We start from the raw sequence: 16,995 nt of genomic DNA, 5'->3' as shown, positions 1-16,995 counted from the left end.
ATGAGCATTAGCTTGCACGACAAAAAAGTAAGAAAATTTCGTCTAGTAGATGATTGGCCGCTTTATTTACAGGTCAAACAATACATTGAGTGGCAAATTTATTACGGTAAATTGGCTGCTGGCCAGAAACTACCTGGAAGTCGTAATCTGGCAGCTGAGTTGACGGTTAATTCGCATATCGTTCAGCGGGTGTTAACCGAATTATTGCACGAGCAAATCTTAGTTAACAAGGCTGATGACTATTTTGTAACGGATAATAACGAAAGAATCTCGGAGCTTAAACAAGATTTGCTTAATAATGCAGTAAAGGACTTCATTGGGGGTCTAAATAAGCAAGGCGTTGATAATAATCAAATCAATTCAGCCTTTAGGCGGATTCTAAAGCTAGGAGTTTAAGTAATGGCTAACCTTTTAGAAATTAAAAATCTAAGTTATAAGAAAAATCAGAAAAAAATTTTGCAAGATGTGAATTTAACCTTGCAGTCAGGAAAAATTGTTGCTCTTTTAGGAAAAAACGGTGCAGGGAAGACCACTTTAATGCGGATAATCGCAGGAATTGCCAAAAATTATACTGGTACTGTTACCGTCAGTGATTTTTCAGACCTCACTGAGCGTAAAGCTCATTTATCTTTTAGTGATCGTCTTTCTGGCTTTCGGGAATCAAGCAAAATAAAGCAACTAGGTGAGTTTTACCAGGAGCTTTATGCTGATTTTGATAATAAACAATTTGAGCAACTAGTAAAATTTATGAAATTAGATCCTGATCTTCGCTTAGCGCAAATGTCTAAAGGGATGCGCGAAAAGCTAATCATTGCTTTATCTTTTTCACGTAAGACTGATCTTTACCTTTTGGATGAACCGTTCTCTGGTATTGACGCGATGGCACGTAAGAAGATAATTAAATCTATTATTCTGTGGAAAGATGAGAAGTCAACAATCTTAATCTCCGACCACTTTGTTAATGAAATTGCTTCTATCCTTGATGAGGTCGTTGTTATTAAAGACAAGACAATTTATGCGCATAAGTCTACCGAGAAAATCAGGGAAAGCAATGAAAGTATCGAAGACTTTTACGAAAATATTTATGAAGATGAGGAGGATTAGATGTTTCAGCGGTTATTTTCAGTCTTTTTCAAGAATAAAATGAAGCAAGGCTACATTCTGCTAGCAATTCAAACGATTGCGGCAATAGTTATTTCAATTATTAGTGTAATTGGTTTTAGAGACGGCCATTTTTACTTATACGATAATGGCAATGTTGGCTTTTTCCTCATCTTGATTGGGGTTTTCGCTAGTCTGGCTGTGATTGCTCTGATAGTATTTTTTGGTATTACTTGCTTTAACAACGAAAGCTACAATAGCAACCAAAGCTACCGATTATTGGCGATTAGCGATACTAAATATTTTTTAGCTAATATTCTAAGTTCATTTGTTGCCCTGATCGTGATGAATATTATTAATCTGTTATTTGTCGTCCTTTTTTCCATATTAGCCTTTGTGACAGATCAGGATTTTCGAATAAATACCATCAGTATCTGGCAAGATATTTGTCATGATGCTTTCAAACTAGGGGCCGACTTTTATCTTACGCTGTTACAAATAGTGGTTTGGCTGATTCTACTAATATTTGTAACTTATGTCTTAATTAGCTTTTTAAATTTCTCCAGCAAGGCCATTCTCAATTTTTTACCTGGATTTTCAAATCGTCCAGCTTTATTTTTTGTTCGCGGATTACTAATTTTAGTAATTTCTTGGCTAGTAATTAAAGTAATGGAACCCATCAATTGGCTCGTTGCTTCCAATGTTCCAGGTTCTTTATTCTACAATGACCCGGACTTGACGGGCTTCTTTTATAGCTCCAGTCTCATTTGTGTGATTATCTTTCTTGTATTCTTATTAGCGGATTTATTTTTATTCAACCGCTATTTTGAACCAAAAGATTGAGCAAATATCGAATTCAAAAGACCAACTACTGAAATTATGTCAGAGCTGGTCTTTTTCTTAAAGTTATTGCAAATTCTTATTATTTAGTTTAACATGATACTGTATTAGAAAAATAATACAGTAAAAAGAAAAATCTGATGCTTTGAGCTTAATCTTATTATCTTGCAAGGGATTTTTTTAAAAAATTTCTCTCGTGAATGATCAAATACCATCAACGTCTAACCACACTAAACAGTTAAAAATAGCTTAATGCTTGCCAACACTTTAGACAATAAAGCGGAGGACATTAAAAACCAGTACAATCTTATCTGGTTATTCAAAACAGGAGTAGTACAATGGAAAATCTTTTACAAATCAAGGATTTGACCTACCGGAAAAATCAAAAGTCAATTTTAAAAAATATTAACTTAACCCTGCAACCTGGTAAAATTGTAGCCCTACTAGGTGAAAATGGGGCAGGGAAAACCACCCTGATGCGTATCATCAGCAGCACAGCCAAGAATTACCATGGTAGTGTCTATGTAGCTGGACGTGAAAAAGAAGCCGAAAGAAAGGCACACCTGTCCTTTACTGACGGCCTGACAGGTTTTACTGATTCAACCAGAATTAGTGAGATTGTCAAATTCTACGAAGTGATTTATCAAGATTTTGATCTTGAAGAATTTGACCAGTTACGCCAGTTTATGAGGCTAGATGCAAGTTCACGATTGGCAGAACTATCAAAGGGGATGCGGGAAAAACTAGTTATTGCTTTAACTTTTTCACGTAAAACTGACCTTTATTTGCTTGATGAGCCTTTTTCTGGCATTGATGCGATGGCCCGCAAAAAAATAATTAGTTCTATTATCTTGTGGAAAGCGGAAAAAGCTACCATTTTGATTTCTGACCACTTTGTTAATGAAATTGCATCACTTTTAGATGAAGTGGTCATTATCAAAGACAAGACAATTTATTGCCACAAGTCTACTGAAGAAATTAGAGCTAAAAACGAAAGTCTCGAAGACTATTATGAAGGTCTTTACGAGAAGGAGGAAGAGTAATGTCAATTTTTTACCGTAGTTTTACTGAGCTGTTCAAGCTAAAAATCAAAAATACTCATCTATGGTTTATTTGCCAGCTAATTGGCTCATTTGCCCTGACCTTCTTTAATTACATTCACGATAAATCTCTTCAGAATGCCAGTTTCACCGCAACGTGGTTGACTAATTTCTTATATTTAACTTTTTTATTTATTGGAATTTACTATTGTATAACCTGTATTACTCATGAAAAAGTCAACCGCAATCAAACTTGGCGTTTAATCCCAATGAGTAGTTCGGGACTATACGCAGACAACATGTTAAGTTCATTTGTTTCCGTAGCATTCTTTTGCATATTGGAAATCATTAGTAATATAATTTTTCTTTTAATTACAATGCTGGTCGATCGCCAATTTGCCAAAGAAGTTATTAAAAGCATTCAATATGTTAATGCCGATGCAACTAAGATCGATTTTCAAATTGTTTCTAGTATATTGAGTTTAGTCTTTATCTTAATCTTACTGGGTTTCTTATTTTACTTCATAGTTGATTTTTTAAACTTTAGCAGCCGCTCAATTGCTGATTTTCTTCCCGGTTCTAACGGTCAAGCGTATATCAGAGTTATTATTATCTTGTTGATTATTTTGATTGCTTGGACCATCATTAATACAAATAACTTTATCGCATCAATTGTATTATATCCGCTTTCATTTTTGCGCGGAGACCTGTTTTCCGACAATCATACTTTGTCAAACATAATTATTATATTGATCACGTTTAATGTTGTATTAGCTATTATTAATTTATTCTCTTACAACAAATTCTTCGAAGCGAGTGAAAGTAAGTAAAGTTACTAGTAACACATTTTATCTTAAGCAAAAAGGGCACTAAGCAGATGCTTAGTGCCCTTTAATTATTAAAATCATAACTCCTACTGGTTAGCGGCAAGGTAATCATAGAGTTGGTTAATTTCTTCAGGAGTGAACTCACCCTCACCGGTTTTCATTGCATGAATTTTTTCAACCGAAAGGTGACTGGCAAAAGCCAAGTCAGTGTCCGTGATATGATGCTTAATTTGATAATTAATAATTGAACTGGATAATTCTTCTAGTTGCTGATTCATAATAATTCTCCTTTACAGTTTATTTTAGCGAAAAAACCGGTAATTTTAAAGAAAAGTCATATTAAAAACCTTGTACTTTGTTAAAAGGCCAATACCGCAATACCACCTTACCAATTAAGTTCTTACGTTTTACCGGGCCAAAAATATGTGAATCCTTCGAAATATCGCGGTGATCACCCATTACCCAGTAGTAACCTTTCGGTACCTTATAAGTAAAATTATTAGTATAAGTATGGCCAGTGTCATTAGCTGCTTTTTTAAAGCTATTATTTAAATAAGACTCAGGAAGCAATTTTCCGTTAACATACATTTTATCGTTTTTAGACACCAGTTTATCGCCAGGTAAGCCGATAACACGCTTAATATATAGAGCGCCAGGAACATCGTTGGCAGCCTCAGGAGCTAATAAAACGACGACATCATTTCTTTTAGGTGTGAAATTTCTGACGGAAATCAACCGATCATTATTTTCAAAAGTAGGTTGCATTGATGGACCAGAAACCCGATCATTAGACAATACGAAATGGAAAATGAGATAAAAAGCGCCTAAGATAACCGCCATCATGACGACGATATCTAAAATAAATTTGCCAAGGCTTTCTTCCTCTTGATCCTGCTTTTTTGTAACATTTTTTGCCATAAAAATTCTCCCTATTTTAGATTAAAAACTTTGAACCCGGTTAAACGGCCAATAACGAAAGACAACTTTACCAACTAAATTACCACGGCTAACGGGACCAAATCTGCGTGAATCTTTTGAGATATCCCGATGATCACCCATAACCCAATAATGGCCACTAGGTACGCGATAGGTAAAATTGTTGGTATAGGTATAGCCCGCAGCATTATCTGCTTTCTTGAATTTGTTATTCAAATAAGGTTCAGGTATTAGTTTACCATTAACATACATTTTATCATTTTTTGCTGTGACCTTATCACCCGGCAATCCAATCACACGCTTAACATAGAGTGCATGCGGATCATTCGCCCTTTTAGGAGGAATTAAGGCAACAACATCGTATCTTTTGGGTGTAAAGTGACGAACTGAGATCATTCGCTCGTTATTTTCAAAAGCCGGCTGCATCGAAATGCCAGAAACACGCACGTTAACTAAAACAAAGTGAAACAGCAGATAAAAAATCCCGAAAATAACGACTACCATTATGACAAAATCTAAAATGAATTTCCCTAAACTTTCTTCCTCATCGTCTTTTTTTATATCATTTTCCATCAAATATTCTCCTTTATTCTATTACTCTTTATTATAACTGAAATCATTTCATTTGAATGGTAAAATCATTATAGGTATTTGATATGACAGAATTTTTAGAGAAAATTAAGCACTTAGCAATTGAGATTGACAACCAACAGGTTGATCAGCAAGCTAAAGAAATCATGAGCATCATTCAAACAATTGAAAAAAAGCAAGTTTTGGCTAAAGCACCGGGTTTACTCGGCTTTTATCCTGATAAACTAGAGGAGATAATGACAGAAGTCGGACCGCAAAGAGCAGCGGCACTTAAGATAATTAACCAGCTTTTTAACAGTACAAGGCAGTTTTTATCGATTCACTATGGTTTATGGTCTTTACCGAACTTGGAAACGGCTCAAGCAATCAAAGAGAACTTACATGTAAATTCGGCACTGGAAATAATGGCGGGTAACGCTTATTGGACTAGGGCATTACAACAGGTTGGGGTTGAAACAGTTGCAACAGATTCATTGCAGTGGGCCAAGACTTCGCGAACTGGCCAGCAACCGTTTGCTTCCGTTGTTAATCTAAATGCTAGTTCAGCTATTGCACAGTATTCAGCAGTAGACTTAATTCTTTGTTCTTGGGCGCCCAATTTTAACCGCAGTGATTTAGCAGCAGTTAAAGCTTGGCAAAAGTACAATCCCAAAAGTCACTTCTTGTTTATTGGCGAAAAAAATGGGGCCACAAACTCACCAGCTTTTTGGCACCAGGAAAAATTTCGTCATTCACCAGCTCTTAGACAAATTAAGCAAACTTTTACCAGTTACGATTTTATCGATGAACAAATATTTGAGATAGAACATGAAATTTAAAAAGATTTTTTTATTATTTATTATTTTTTTAGCAATGCTCGGTATGGGCTCAATGCTATCTAATATTCAATCCGATGAAGCCAATCAATTACTTGAAGCATACGGATTAAGCAATAATACTCGTTATATTAAAATTAAAAATGACCAAAACATTAGCACTTTTGTGCGTTATTTAGAGCAAAAGTTTCCAAAAAACAAGATCCAGCTTCACCTAGCAAGTAACAGAAAAGATAAGCAAACTTTAATTTGGTCTAACAAAGATGTCTTAACTTTGCCAACAGAAGCGGGTCGTTACTTTACTTCTGACGACTTTAAGGGTAGGGTCTCTTTTGGTGTCTTAGGCTTAAATGCCAATGTTAAACAGTATAAAACACAGGGAAACCAGTACATTGTTTTAAACAATAAATATTACACCGTAATTGGGACATTAAAACATTATCGGCAAATGAAACAGAATGGGTATTACTTAACTACGGGTTCAAAGCAGCCGACTGGTCAATTTAAATTGCGTAATTATGTAATTATCATTGATAGTTCGACTAGAGTGATCAGACAGATTGCTGCTCATTATGGTGTAAAGGTTAAAACACCATCGTTTGTCAAAAGTCATCAGAGCCATCAATTTTCAGTGATCAAGGAAATATTATTAATTGGCGTGTTTATTTTGATTGCCGGAATCAGCAATCTCATTTTAGCCTTTTTAGATTGGCAAACTGTTAAGCAAACTCACTTAAGTGGCGGATTACTGCGTAATTGGCTGTTAAACCACGGAATTAGAACCATTTTAACCGAAATTTTACTGGTGTTTGGTGCCTATTTCTTCTTATGCTGGCGGGCTTTCTTCTCAAAGCCGGACCATCTCTTGTTATTGTTACTAGTTAGCTGGATAATTATTTCCATTATCTATAGTTATGGTATTTTTTATCGCGTACGAAAGGAAAAACTAGATGCTTAAATTACCTAATGAATTTACTGCTAAGTACCGCAAATTATTGGGTCCAAAAGCCGATCAGCTATTTGCTGCAATGAACGATAAAGAACCAAAGAAAGCATTTCGCATTAACGCACTCAAGCAAAAACAAGATATTGGTTATGCGCTAAGCAAACCTGTTTTAGGGATTAATAACGCGTATTATGGTCAAGTTAGTGGTTCAGATCCTGAATGGGTAAGTGGGATGGTCTATTCACAAGAGCCAGCTGCAATGTTTCCTGCGCAGATTGCTCAGGTAAAACCCGGAGAGAAAGTGCTTGATCTTTGCGCTGCGCCTGGCGGAAAAAGTACCGCTTTGGCTGAACAGTTAAGAGGTGATGGTCTATTAGTTGCTAACGATATCTCATCTTCCCGAACAAAAGTCCTACGTGAAAATCTGGAGCGCTGGGGAGTCACCAATGCATTAATTACTAATGAAAGTCCAGCAAGATTAGCGCAGCACTTTAACAATTTCTTTGATAAAATTGTTGTTGATGCACCATGTAGTGGGGAAGGGATGTTTCGCAAAAATCCAGATGCCGTTTCTTATTGGTCCCAGGATTATGTCTTAACCTGCCAAAGTCGTCAAAAAGAAATCTTAGCAGCTGCGACAGAAATGTTGCGACCGGGTGGCGAGCTTATTTACTCGACGTGTACTTTTGCGCCCGAAGAAGATGAACAAATTGTATCTTGGCTCGCCCAAACTTATAACTTTGAGATTTTACCTATCACTTTAAGCAATACTAACTGCGCCGCTGGAAACCCTGATTGGGCTGATCAAAATCCGGCGTTAACTAACACAGTACGTTTTTGGCCTTTTGATGAGCTAGGAGAAGGCCAATTTGTGGCAAGACTGCAAAAGCCTGCCAGCTCAGTGATCACTAAAGCCAAGTCTCAACGACAAAAGCGTAAACGTGAAAAAGCCAGTACTAGGCACCTAACTAATCAAGAGGTGGAATTGATTGCACCAGTCTTAAAACCATTCAATCTGCCTTCGGCATTAAGTGAATGGTCCACGCGCTGTTTAGTAAGCCACGATCACGTTTTTTTACCAGCTTTAACGACAAACATTGCTCATTTGAAAATTTTAAATAATGGTTTTGAACTAGGTTTGCTTAAGAAAAATCGGTTTGAACCGAGTCATCAATTGGCAATGGTTTTAAGTCAAGTTGAGCAAAAGCAGGTGCTTGAACTTAACCAACCAGATTTCGCCGCTTTTTTACACGGAGAAACATTACGTGGCCAAGATAAAAAGATGCAGGGCTTTATTTTACTTAGTTACCAGCACTTAATCTTTAGCTTTGGTAAAAATACGAGAGATGGCGTTTTGAAGAATTTTTACCCTAAAGGTTTACGAATTTTGAAGAAAGATTAGAGATTAACATGATTAAATTAATTGCTACCGATATGGACGGAACATGGTTGACCGATCAAAAAACCTACGATGAGGAACTATTTTTACGTGAATTTGCAATTATGCAGGAGCGCGGAATTAAATTTGTCATTGCTAGCGGTAACCAATATGAAAATATTTATGCCCGTTTTCCCAAAACGGCAGCTAAAATGTACTTTATTGCTGAGAATGGAGCATTGGTAGCCCAGGGCAGACAGGTTATTCATACCGATTGTATTTCCGATGAGGATCTGCAAGTCATTTTTGAGATTATCGCTAAGTATGCGCATGAAAAGATAACCGTTTCCGGTCTTGCAAGTGCATACGTACGCGCAAGTGACGGACCAGAATATGCTACTGAGTTAAAAAAATATTATGCTAAATTGACAATTGTGCCAAGTTTTACCGATTTACAAGATCAGATTTTTAAAGTTACACTCGATGTTCCAGCAAAAAAGAGGCCACGAATTATTAGCGAATTGCAAAATAATTATCCTCAGATTGGTTTTGTGTCGGGGTCAGCTACTTCAATTGATATTTCGACTAAAAAAATGAACAAGGCGGTTGGATTAGAGTACTTAAGCAAAAAGTATCATATCAATCCCCGCGAAATGGTTGCTTTCGGTGATAGTGGCAATGATGTGGGAATGCTTAAATATGTTGGTCAAAGTTATGTGACTGCTACCGCCTTGCCAATCGCTAAAAGTGCAGCTAACCGCGTAATTGGCTCTAGCAATAGTAGTGCAGTTCAAAAAGAAATTTGGCGGCTTTTAAATGACTAATAATAAGCAAGTCAGTTAAATATACTTTATCTTTTAATCCAAACAAAAATCCTGTTAAATCAAGGTTTACAATACCAAGATCTAACAGGATTTTTCAATACTCATGTTTTTGACTTATTTTTAAAGTAATTGGTCAATTTGCGCTTTTAATGGTAAATCAAAGTAACGCTTAATTTTAGGCAAATCGGTTAAATTGTTTTGACCATAAATCGCCATTAAATAAGCAAGTTGCTTTTGCCATTCTTTAATCAGTTGAAGTAAATTTTCAAAGCCATTGTCTTGAAGCAGGACTTGTAAGAAAGTGTTAGAAATACCAACATATTTTCCACCTAAGCAAAGTCCCTTGAAGACATCTAACGGATTGCGAATCCCCCCTGAAACAATCAAATCAACATCTTCGTTTGCAGCTAGCACCGCCGCGATAACAGTGGGTAAGCCGATATTTTCAAGGTAAGCAAGGGGCTGCGGGTTTCGGGCATTTTCGATTTGTGCAAAATTGGTTCCACCACTACCAGCGATATCGAAGAAGGTGATGCCTTCTTTTTTTAAACGGTGAATTGTTGCTTGATCCAGACCACAACCAACTTCTTTAATAATGATTGGCACAGTTATTTGCTGGCGTAGTTCTTGAAGGTTAGCTAGCCAGTGAAAGTCGCGATCACCTTCCGGCATTGCTATTTCCTGCACGACGTTTAAATGGACTTGCAAGGCATCTGCTTGCAGCTCAGCAATAATTTTTTCAGCATCTCTTACAGAAGTCTTAGCATTTACGTTAGCGAGCAATACACCGTTGGGGTTTTCTTGACGAGCAATGATAAAGCTATCCAGCTGATCTGCTTCTTTGACGAGAATGCTGGCGGAGCCTAAAGCAAGCGCAATGTGCGTTTGTTGGGCAATTTTACCTAAAGCTTGGTTAATTGCAAAAGATTTTTTAGAGCCGCCCGTCATTGCATTAATGAAAAATGGGGCACTCACAGTTTTGCCAAACATTTTTGTGCTAATCGCCTGCAAGTTAACACTAGTTTCAGGTAAAGCCGGTCGAACTAAATGCATCTGATCAAAACTATTCGACTTCTCATTCTCATAGAACTTTTGGGCTAAAGCCAAGTGTTCTTCTTTACGCGTAGATCTAATGGACATTTTTTCCTCTTACTCATTTACCGGGCTAACTTGACGGAATGAACGTGAAAATCAAGGGGCATAATCCCGTTTTGACGCCATTCTTCTTCAAGGGCCGCTATGTTGGTTTGCTCATCTGTAATGACGATCCCGCAATCACCGTTACCGGCACCAGAAGTTTTAGCAGCACCACCAAATGATTCAGCAATGTTAATTAATTTGGATAAGCGGGGAATTTCAATCGCAATTTGATTGATAGCAGCAAAGTGTTGCAACAATTTACGGTTTTCGCGGATCTGCTTTTTAATTAGGTCGATATCGTTTCTTTCAAACCCAACAATCATTTTTAAAACACATTTTCGTGAAAGCCTAATAAATTCCCGGTACTTTCCGTTCAGTGCCTCTTTGTTGGCATTAGTTTCATCAACTAAGCGGGAAGTGGAAGCAGGCTTTTGACTCCAACCAATCATTAAATTCATGCCGGTTGGCGGCGTTAACAACTGAATTTTTAGTCCTGGCCATGCTTCATCGACAACTTCAGACAGCGATCTATGTGCTAGTTCTTGTTTTAGCCAGCTTTTATCAAAAGTCTGGTAGGCAAGCCAGCCACCATAAACGCTGGCAGCAATATCACCAGCCGAACCATTACCCTGAACTGAATAATGAGAGATGGCTGACAATTTATAAACAAGTTCGTTACTGAAGGGTACGTTATAAAAGCGTAAGATTGCTTTCACAGTTGCTACCGTAACTGCCGCGCTGGAGCCCAAGCCATACTTTTTACCATCAGCCGAATCAAGATCAGAATTGATATAAAGATCATAGACCTGCATCTCAATGTGCTTTTCAAGGCAAAATCGTTCAGTAAACGAAATAGCCGCCAAAATATATTCAAAAGGGTTATCACGATTGTCAATAACCATTTCGGCTCCATGCCTAACCCAGTGAATTGAATCTTGTGAATATTGTTTAGAATGGATTAACCCAGTAGATGACTTTGTTTTAGTAATTGAAACCCGGATAAATTGATTAACTGCGACTAAAATTGCGGGACAATCTTGTTCAAGTACCGCATATTCGCCAGCAATATATAACTTTCCGGGCGCTTGTTCTGTTATCAAAAGAATTTAATCTCCTAATCAATTAAATTACATTAATTAGTCCAAATATGATAGACCTGGACCAAAACTTGCATTTACTATCTTAACATTGTCAAATTGCGATACAAACTGATTAGTAATTTCTTTTACATTTTTTAAACGAGTAATAACTTTTACGTTGGGACCGGCATCAATCGTGTAATAACACTCAATCCCAGTTTCACGTAAATGCCTTACCAAGTTAATCGCTGCAATTGTTTGTGGCTCAAAATATGTAAAACCAGGCTGGGCGGTTAAGTTAATTGCGTGCATTTCGTTAGCGTTTAATTCTGCTAGTTGTCCCAGCGCAGTAAAATCATTATTTTGAATGGCCGTTATCATTTGGTCTAGCTCGGTCTGATTTCGCTGTAACCAAGGCTTAAAGAAGGGGGAACTGGTCGCTTGTTTCATCCCTTCCGTTGATGAAAGTTTCTTAGGTTTCGGATTTAATTCAATTGCCAAAAGCTGTAAGTCCATCTCGGGCTTTTCGTTTAAGGCGTAGGCATAAGATGTAGTATCATCTTCACCTTTTTGCCACAAGACAAAGCCACCAAAAACTGACCGACACGCAGAGCCTGAACCCATTCTAGCAAGCCGGGATAATTCTTTGGGTTCTATTTCAAAGCCATAATGAGAGCAGAAAGCTCCTGCTAAAGCAGCAAAAGCTGACGAAGACGATGCCAGGCCAGCAGCCGTTGGAACATGATTGGTTGATCTGACTGCTAAATTACCACTAACACCAAACTTGTCCTGCAAAAATTTAAGATAAGTGAAAACACGCTGCGAACTTTGACCGATTTGTTCAATCCCGTTTAAGTAAAAATGATTAAGATCGCTTTCGGTAATTTTAGTATCAGTATAAAAACGATCCAACGTCATAGAAAGGCTTGACATTAAAGGAAGTCGCAAACGTTCGTCTTTTTTCCCCCAATATTTAATTAGTGCAATATTGGCGTGTGCTCGTACAGTTTTTCCCATTAAATCTCCTCAATCCAACTATTAACAGCAATTTTTTGACTATGATCTGCTATTGTTTGCGCTACCGCATGATTCTTGCAAAGAGCAATTACAATGCCGCCAAGACCGCTGCCTGAAAGCTTAAAGCCGAGCGCTTGGTGCGCAAGTGCAATTTTTTGTAATTGGTTAATTTTAGCCGTTGATAAGTCAAAAGAACACAGAATTTCTTGTGCTTCATTAAAGTAAGTACCAATTTGACCAGCATCATGATTAAGCCAAGACGTCTTAGTCCTATCTGCCAATTTTCCCAGTCGCTTTAACTTATCTGCTGCTTGTGGTGAAGCTTTTATTTGATCATGAACTTGCATAACAGCTTCTTTCGTACTGCCTAATTCTCCTGTATCCATAATTAATAAAGTAGCGCCCAGTTTTGCTTTTAAAACACGTGGACCATCTTTTTGATTAAAAAAAACGAGGTAGTTGGAATTAACTGTAGCCGCATCTAAACCTGAGGCTTTACCATGATTAATCATTTCCGCATGATTGGTAATAGCCAAAATTTGCTCTTCGGTCAGATTAAGCTTGAAATAGTCGTCCATTGCCCGAGTGGTTGCCAGGGCAACGGTGGCACTAGAACCCAATCCGCGTTCAATTGGAATTTGCCCAGTATATGAGATTTTCAGTTGCTCTGTACTGGCAGCTAACTCCAACATTTTTTTAACAACATATTTTAAGCCGTTATATTCATTTGGAGCCATAAAAAAAGGCCCTTGATAACGCTCAGTGTCCATCCACATCTCGGGGGCCGGTTCAACAGTTGTTTTGATATGAAGCGAATTAATTGGCATTGCTAACGCATCATAGCCATATACAACGGAATGTTCCCCGATTAAAATTACTTTGCCATGGGCCAAATAACTAGATTTCATTTTGCTTAAGATCCTTACTGTTTGTGAAATTTTTTTAACTCCTTATGCTAAAATAAATAGCAAAGGAGAAGAGAACAGATGATCAAGATTTTAGTCGGTCGGCAGACAGATTCTTTACAAGAAAAAGTCCTGCAAGCTGCAGTTGATAACTACCAACGCTTTCCAGAACACGAAACTTTTATTATCGTTCCTAATCATATTAAGTTTACCACAGAAGTCAGAGCAATAAACAGATTAGCCGTTAGCAAGGGCAACGTTGAGCAATCGGTTAAAAATTTGCAGGTTTTATCATTTTCGCGACTTGCCTGGTTTTTCCTCAAAGATGCTGAACAGGGTTTGCCAACGCAACTTGATAATGCCGCGGCTGCCATGATTTTAGCCAAGATTATTGAGCAAAAGCGTGACCAGCTTCATCTTTTTAAAACGGTTAGCGTCAGTCCCGGTTTAGTTAAACAGCTTTATGATACGATTTTGCAGGTTAGGGAAGGGAACCTTGATCTTGATGAAATCGACGAAGATTCTCTTGACTTAGAAACGAAAAATAAGATTGCAGACCTTAAAATCATTTACGAGGCATTTACTAGTACAATTGCTACTAAGTTTTCGACTTCAAATGAGGTGCAATTGCAGCTGAATGAGTATCTTGCTAGCGGAATTGATTTAAGCAAGACCGATTTTTATTTTAGTGATTTTTCTCATTTTTCACTGCAGGAATGTCTGACGGTCAAATTGTTAATGATGCATGCTCATAGCGTTACCTTAGCTTTTAAAACCAAAATTGGCGACATTAACCCTGAATTTGCGCAAGGTGATTACGATTATGTAATTCAGAGAACAATTAATCAATTACTGAATTATTTGAAACAGCATGATCTGTCTTATGAAGTAGAAAAAACTCCTATTTCGCCCCAGCCCACTAAGCGGGAATTGCTCAATGAGTTCTGGACGGGCACTGCTTATGATGTGGGTAAACTTGACCAGGTGCAATTAGTTCGAGCAGATAACCGGTATGCCGAGGCCTATTATGTTGCCCATACAATTTACCAACAAGTGGCCCTAAAAAACTACCGTTATCGCGATTTCTTGGTATTAGCACCCAATCTACATGAATACGAAACATACCTGATTCCGATTTTACGGCAGAATCATGTCCCATTTTTTGATGACTTACAGCAAGAAATGAAATATCATCCGTTAGTTATTTTAATTGAAAATATTGCTCAGCTTTTGGCACGGCCGTTTCAAACCCAAAATATGCTGGCAATTATGAAAACCCATCTAATTATTCCGGACTGGTACCAAGAAGAATCAGCTTATATTCATGACGTCGATGAGCTGGAAAATTTTGTTTTGGCGCACGGAATTAACCATAATTTATGGAAACGTGATTTTACGGACTATGTTGCTTCTGAAGTGATCAGACTAGACAAAGTTCCTGATGAAGTGGCTCAAATAAGCAAATTAAAAGACTTTTTTGTGAAAAAGCTCGAACGGTTATTAACTAAACTTAAGCAGGAAGAGGACACGCAAAAAGCGATTACCACTTTCTTTAATTTTTTAACTAATAATAAGGTTAATCAAGTACTTGAAAAATGGCGCGAAGATGCGCAAACCGCTGGTGACTTGCAGCAAGCACGCCAATCTGAACAAGTATGGGACTTGCTCATTACGTTATTACATGATTACTTACTGATTAATCCGACTGAATTTGATGTAGCCAGTTTTTTCAATGTTTTAACCAACGGCTTTAAAGAGGCTACTTTCTCCCAAATTCCTTCTACCTTGGATGCAGTTAATCTTTCTGAAACAGGTATTGTCCAAGTTAGCGGCTATAAGCAAGTTTTCATCATGGGCGCTACTAGCACTGGTTTGCCAGCCATTCAAACCACCCCAGGTTTTTTAAGCACTGAAAATCTAGAGAATTTAAGTACTGCCTTTGGCGAAGATTCTTATTTGGAAGATCACCAGCAATTAAGCAATCTTGATCAGAACTATCAGTTTGGTATTTGTTTGGCCTTGGCCAGTGACAAGGTTTACTTATCTTATTCGGTGGCCAATTCTGACAACGAAGCAGTTGAGCCTTCAATTTATTATGACCGGCTCAAACGCGCTGGTGCAATCGAATTCCAGCAACACAATTTACCGGAAAAATTCCAGGACCTTTTAAGTTTCCTGACCAATCCCCAGGCAAGTTTAGGTTACTTGACTTACTTAAAGCAGGCAAATAGCGAAATTGATGTTGATCAATTATTAAAATTAACAGCAGCAAAAATCCCAACTAAGACGGCAATGGTTCTAGAAGCCAGTCAATTTGACAACCAGCCGGCAGATATTGGTGCTGAGTTAGCCCAGGAATTGTACGGCCAGAATTTAAATTCATCCGTTTCACAACTGGAAACTTTTTATGAAAATTCTTACGAATACTTTTTAAATTACGGTTTGCATTTGCATAAACGCTTTGAAAATGAGTTTGATATTATTCAAGCCGGTAATTATTTTCACGAAACTTTCGACCGTTTGGTAAAAGAACTTAACCAAAAGCACTTAGATTTAGCCGATGTTGACGAAACTACTTTAAGTCAATTACTAGCCATTGCTAGAGCGAAAATGATGGCCGAAGCTAAGTATAAGCAGCTTGCCAATGATCCCTTTAACCAATTTTTATTTAAGTGTCTTGATCAAACTACCACCAAGGTTGCTTTCAACTGGCAAAAAGCAGTACAAAAAACGCCTTTACGGGCAAAATACTCTGAACTTAGTTTTGGTTTTGGCGAAAAAGTCCACGGCCTTGACCTGGTTGTTCCTAACTTGGCTGGCAAGCATTATGTTAATTTACGCGGTAAGATGGACCGGGTTGATTTGGCCCAAATTAGTGACAAGAATGAATACTTGGCGCAGGTGATTGATTACAAGTCTTCCGCAAAGAAATTTAATTTGGGCCTCTTTTACCAAGGTATTTCACTACAAATGGTTTCCTATCTCGATGTTTTACTGAAAAACCAGCCCTTCTTTACGGGCAAAACACCACTTTACTTGCTTGGTGCATTTTACCAAACAATTACGAGGCAAACTGAGCGGTTAAACGGTAAAGATTTGTACAATAGTCATTTAGAGTTAAAACAAGATAATCTGGATGGCAAAACCAGGCTAAAATACACCGGATTAATTAATTATGACCAAGCACTAGTTCTTGACGCTGACCCTGAGCTTGAAAAAAACAGTACCACCTCGGATTTATATACCGGTGTTAATAGTAAAAAAGATGGCAGTCTCAGCTTTCGGGGTAATGCTTTTAAAGATGATGAAATTGAGCTTTTGCTGCAATATGATGAAGAGCTCATTAAGGACGCCGCAAGTCAAATTTTATCCGGTGAAATTAAGCTCAATCCATATAAGTATGGCAAAGGTATTAACGCCTTAACTTATTCCGACTACCGTGATATTTTCTTTTTTGACGCAATGCTTAAAGAAAACAAGTATCACCAGGTTGGCAGTTTAAGTAAAAAAGAGTTATTAAGTAAAATTAAAGAGAAACTGGGAGAGGAGGAATAGT

17 protein-coding genes are annotated in these 16,995 nt (G+C 37.6%); 10 read left to right on the top strand and 7 right to left on the bottom strand.

Annotation, left to right across the window (positions count from 1 at the left end; translation table 11 throughout):
* The 5 genes from GYM71_RS05185 to GYM71_RS05165 all read left to right on the top strand — a co-directional run bounded on the left by GYM71_RS05185 (nucleotide 1) and on the right by GYM71_RS05165 (nucleotide 3,811).
* Complete coding sequence (locus GYM71_RS05185) at nucleotides 1-396, top strand: GntR family transcriptional regulator (protein WP_220219684.1); 396 nt, start codon at nucleotides 1-3, stop codon at nucleotides 394-396.
* A 3-nt stretch (nucleotides 397-399) separates the two neighbouring features.
* Entirely contained in the window at nucleotides 400-1,104 is a 705-nt protein-coding gene (locus GYM71_RS05180; protein WP_220219683.1) for an ABC transporter ATP-binding protein, read from the top strand.
* Nucleotides 1,105-1,944 carry a hypothetical protein gene (locus tag GYM71_RS05175; RefSeq protein WP_220219682.1) on the top strand — a complete coding sequence of 280 codons (840 nt, stop codon included), beginning with the start codon at nucleotides 1,105-1,107 and terminating at the stop codon, nucleotides 1,942-1,944.
* A gap of 335 nt (nucleotides 1,945-2,279) precedes the next feature.
* Complete coding sequence (locus GYM71_RS05170; RefSeq protein ID WP_220219681.1) at nucleotides 2,280-2,984, top strand: ABC transporter ATP-binding protein; 705 nt, start codon at nucleotides 2,280-2,282, stop codon at nucleotides 2,982-2,984.
* On the top strand, nucleotides 2,984-3,811 hold the full coding sequence (locus GYM71_RS05165; RefSeq protein ID WP_220219680.1) for a hypothetical protein: 828 nt from the start codon (nucleotides 2,984-2,986) through the stop codon (nucleotides 3,809-3,811). The genes GYM71_RS05170 and GYM71_RS05165 overlap by 1 nt, the downstream gene beginning before the upstream one ends.
* Nucleotides 3,812-3,894: 83 nt before the next feature.
* Here the strand turns inward: GYM71_RS05165 and GYM71_RS05160 are convergent, their stop codons facing one another.
* The 3 genes from GYM71_RS05160 to lepB (GYM71_RS05150) all read right to left on the bottom strand — a co-directional run bounded on the left by GYM71_RS05160 (nucleotide 3,895) and on the right by lepB (GYM71_RS05150) (nucleotide 5,317).
* Entirely contained in the window at nucleotides 3,895-4,086 is a 192-nt protein-coding gene (locus tag GYM71_RS05160; protein ID WP_220219679.1) for an LBP_cg2779 family protein, read from the bottom strand.
* Between the two features lie 61 nt (nucleotides 4,087-4,147).
* Entirely contained in the window at nucleotides 4,148-4,726 is a 579-nt protein-coding gene (gene lepB, locus GYM71_RS05155; RefSeq protein WP_220219678.1) for a signal peptidase I, read from the bottom strand.
* A gap of 21 nt (nucleotides 4,727-4,747) precedes the next feature.
* Nucleotides 4,748-5,317, bottom strand: coding sequence for a signal peptidase I (gene lepB, locus GYM71_RS05150; RefSeq protein WP_220219677.1), 570 nt, complete (start codon nucleotides 5,315-5,317; stop codon nucleotides 4,748-4,750).
* 83 nt (nucleotides 5,318-5,400) lie between these two features.
* On the opposite strand from lepB (GYM71_RS05150), the gene GYM71_RS05145 reads away from it, so the two are divergent.
* From GYM71_RS05145 to GYM71_RS05130, 4 genes are read left to right on the top strand one after another with little or no spacing between them, the layout of a single operon-like run.
* Nucleotides 5,401-6,153: an SAM-dependent methyltransferase gene (locus GYM71_RS05145; RefSeq protein WP_220219676.1), complete on the top strand. Its 753-nt coding sequence runs from the start codon at nucleotides 5,401-5,403 to the stop codon at nucleotides 6,151-6,153.
* Entirely contained in the window at nucleotides 6,143-7,108 is a 966-nt protein-coding gene (locus GYM71_RS05140) for a hypothetical protein (protein ID WP_220219675.1), read from the top strand. Before GYM71_RS05145 ends, GYM71_RS05140 begins: the two co-directional genes overlap by 11 nt.
* Complete coding sequence (locus GYM71_RS05135; RefSeq protein ID WP_220219674.1) at nucleotides 7,101-8,498, top strand: RsmB/NOP family class I SAM-dependent RNA methyltransferase; 1,398 nt, start codon at nucleotides 7,101-7,103, stop codon at nucleotides 8,496-8,498. The genes GYM71_RS05140 and GYM71_RS05135 overlap by 8 nt, the downstream gene beginning before the upstream one ends.
* Before the next feature lie 8 nt (nucleotides 8,499-8,506).
* Nucleotides 8,507-9,298, top strand: a complete 792-nt coding sequence (locus GYM71_RS05130; RefSeq protein WP_220221154.1) for a Cof-type HAD-IIB family hydrolase — start codon at nucleotides 8,507-8,509, stop codon at nucleotides 9,296-9,298.
* A gap of 120 nt (nucleotides 9,299-9,418) precedes the next feature.
* Here the strand turns inward: GYM71_RS05130 and fni are convergent, their stop codons facing one another.
* The 4 genes from fni to mvk are packed head-to-tail and all read right to left on the bottom strand — an operon-like array spanning nucleotide 9,419 to nucleotide 13,442.
* Complete coding sequence (gene fni / locus GYM71_RS05125) at nucleotides 9,419-10,438, bottom strand: type 2 isopentenyl-diphosphate Delta-isomerase (protein WP_220221153.1); 1,020 nt, start codon at nucleotides 10,436-10,438, stop codon at nucleotides 9,419-9,421.
* Between the two features lie 17 nt (nucleotides 10,439-10,455).
* The gene (locus GYM71_RS05120) at nucleotides 10,456-11,538 is read right to left on the bottom strand and encodes a phosphomevalonate kinase (protein WP_220221152.1); all 1,083 of its coding nucleotides are present in this window, start codon (nucleotides 11,536-11,538) and stop codon (nucleotides 10,456-10,458) included.
* 36 nt (nucleotides 11,539-11,574) lie between these two features.
* Nucleotides 11,575-12,534 carry a diphosphomevalonate decarboxylase gene (mvaD, locus tag GYM71_RS05115; protein ID WP_220221151.1) on the bottom strand — a complete coding sequence of 320 codons (960 nt, stop codon included), beginning with the start codon at nucleotides 12,532-12,534 and terminating at the stop codon, nucleotides 11,575-11,577.
* Nucleotides 12,534-13,442, bottom strand: coding sequence for a mevalonate kinase (mvk, locus tag GYM71_RS05110; RefSeq protein WP_220221150.1), 909 nt, complete (start codon nucleotides 13,440-13,442; stop codon nucleotides 12,534-12,536). Before mvk ends, mvaD begins: the two co-directional genes overlap by 1 nt.
* A 78-nt stretch (nucleotides 13,443-13,520) precedes the next feature.
* Here mvk and GYM71_RS05105 point away from each other — a divergent pair, with 78 nt between their 5' ends.
* Nucleotides 13,521-16,994 carry a PD-(D/E)XK nuclease family protein gene (locus GYM71_RS05105; RefSeq protein WP_220221149.1) on the top strand — a complete coding sequence of 1,158 codons (3,474 nt, stop codon included), beginning with the start codon at nucleotides 13,521-13,523 and terminating at the stop codon, nucleotides 16,992-16,994.
* Nucleotide 16,995: the final 1 nt, after the last annotated feature.

It is taken from the genome of Lactobacillus panisapium, from assembly GCF_019469265.1.
GTDB classification, from domain to species: Bacteria; Bacillota; Bacilli; order Lactobacillales; family Lactobacillaceae; genus Lactobacillus; species Lactobacillus panisapium.
The sequence above is the reverse complement of the archived record's forward strand: the minus strand, read 5'-3'. Positions and strand labels throughout refer to the sequence as shown.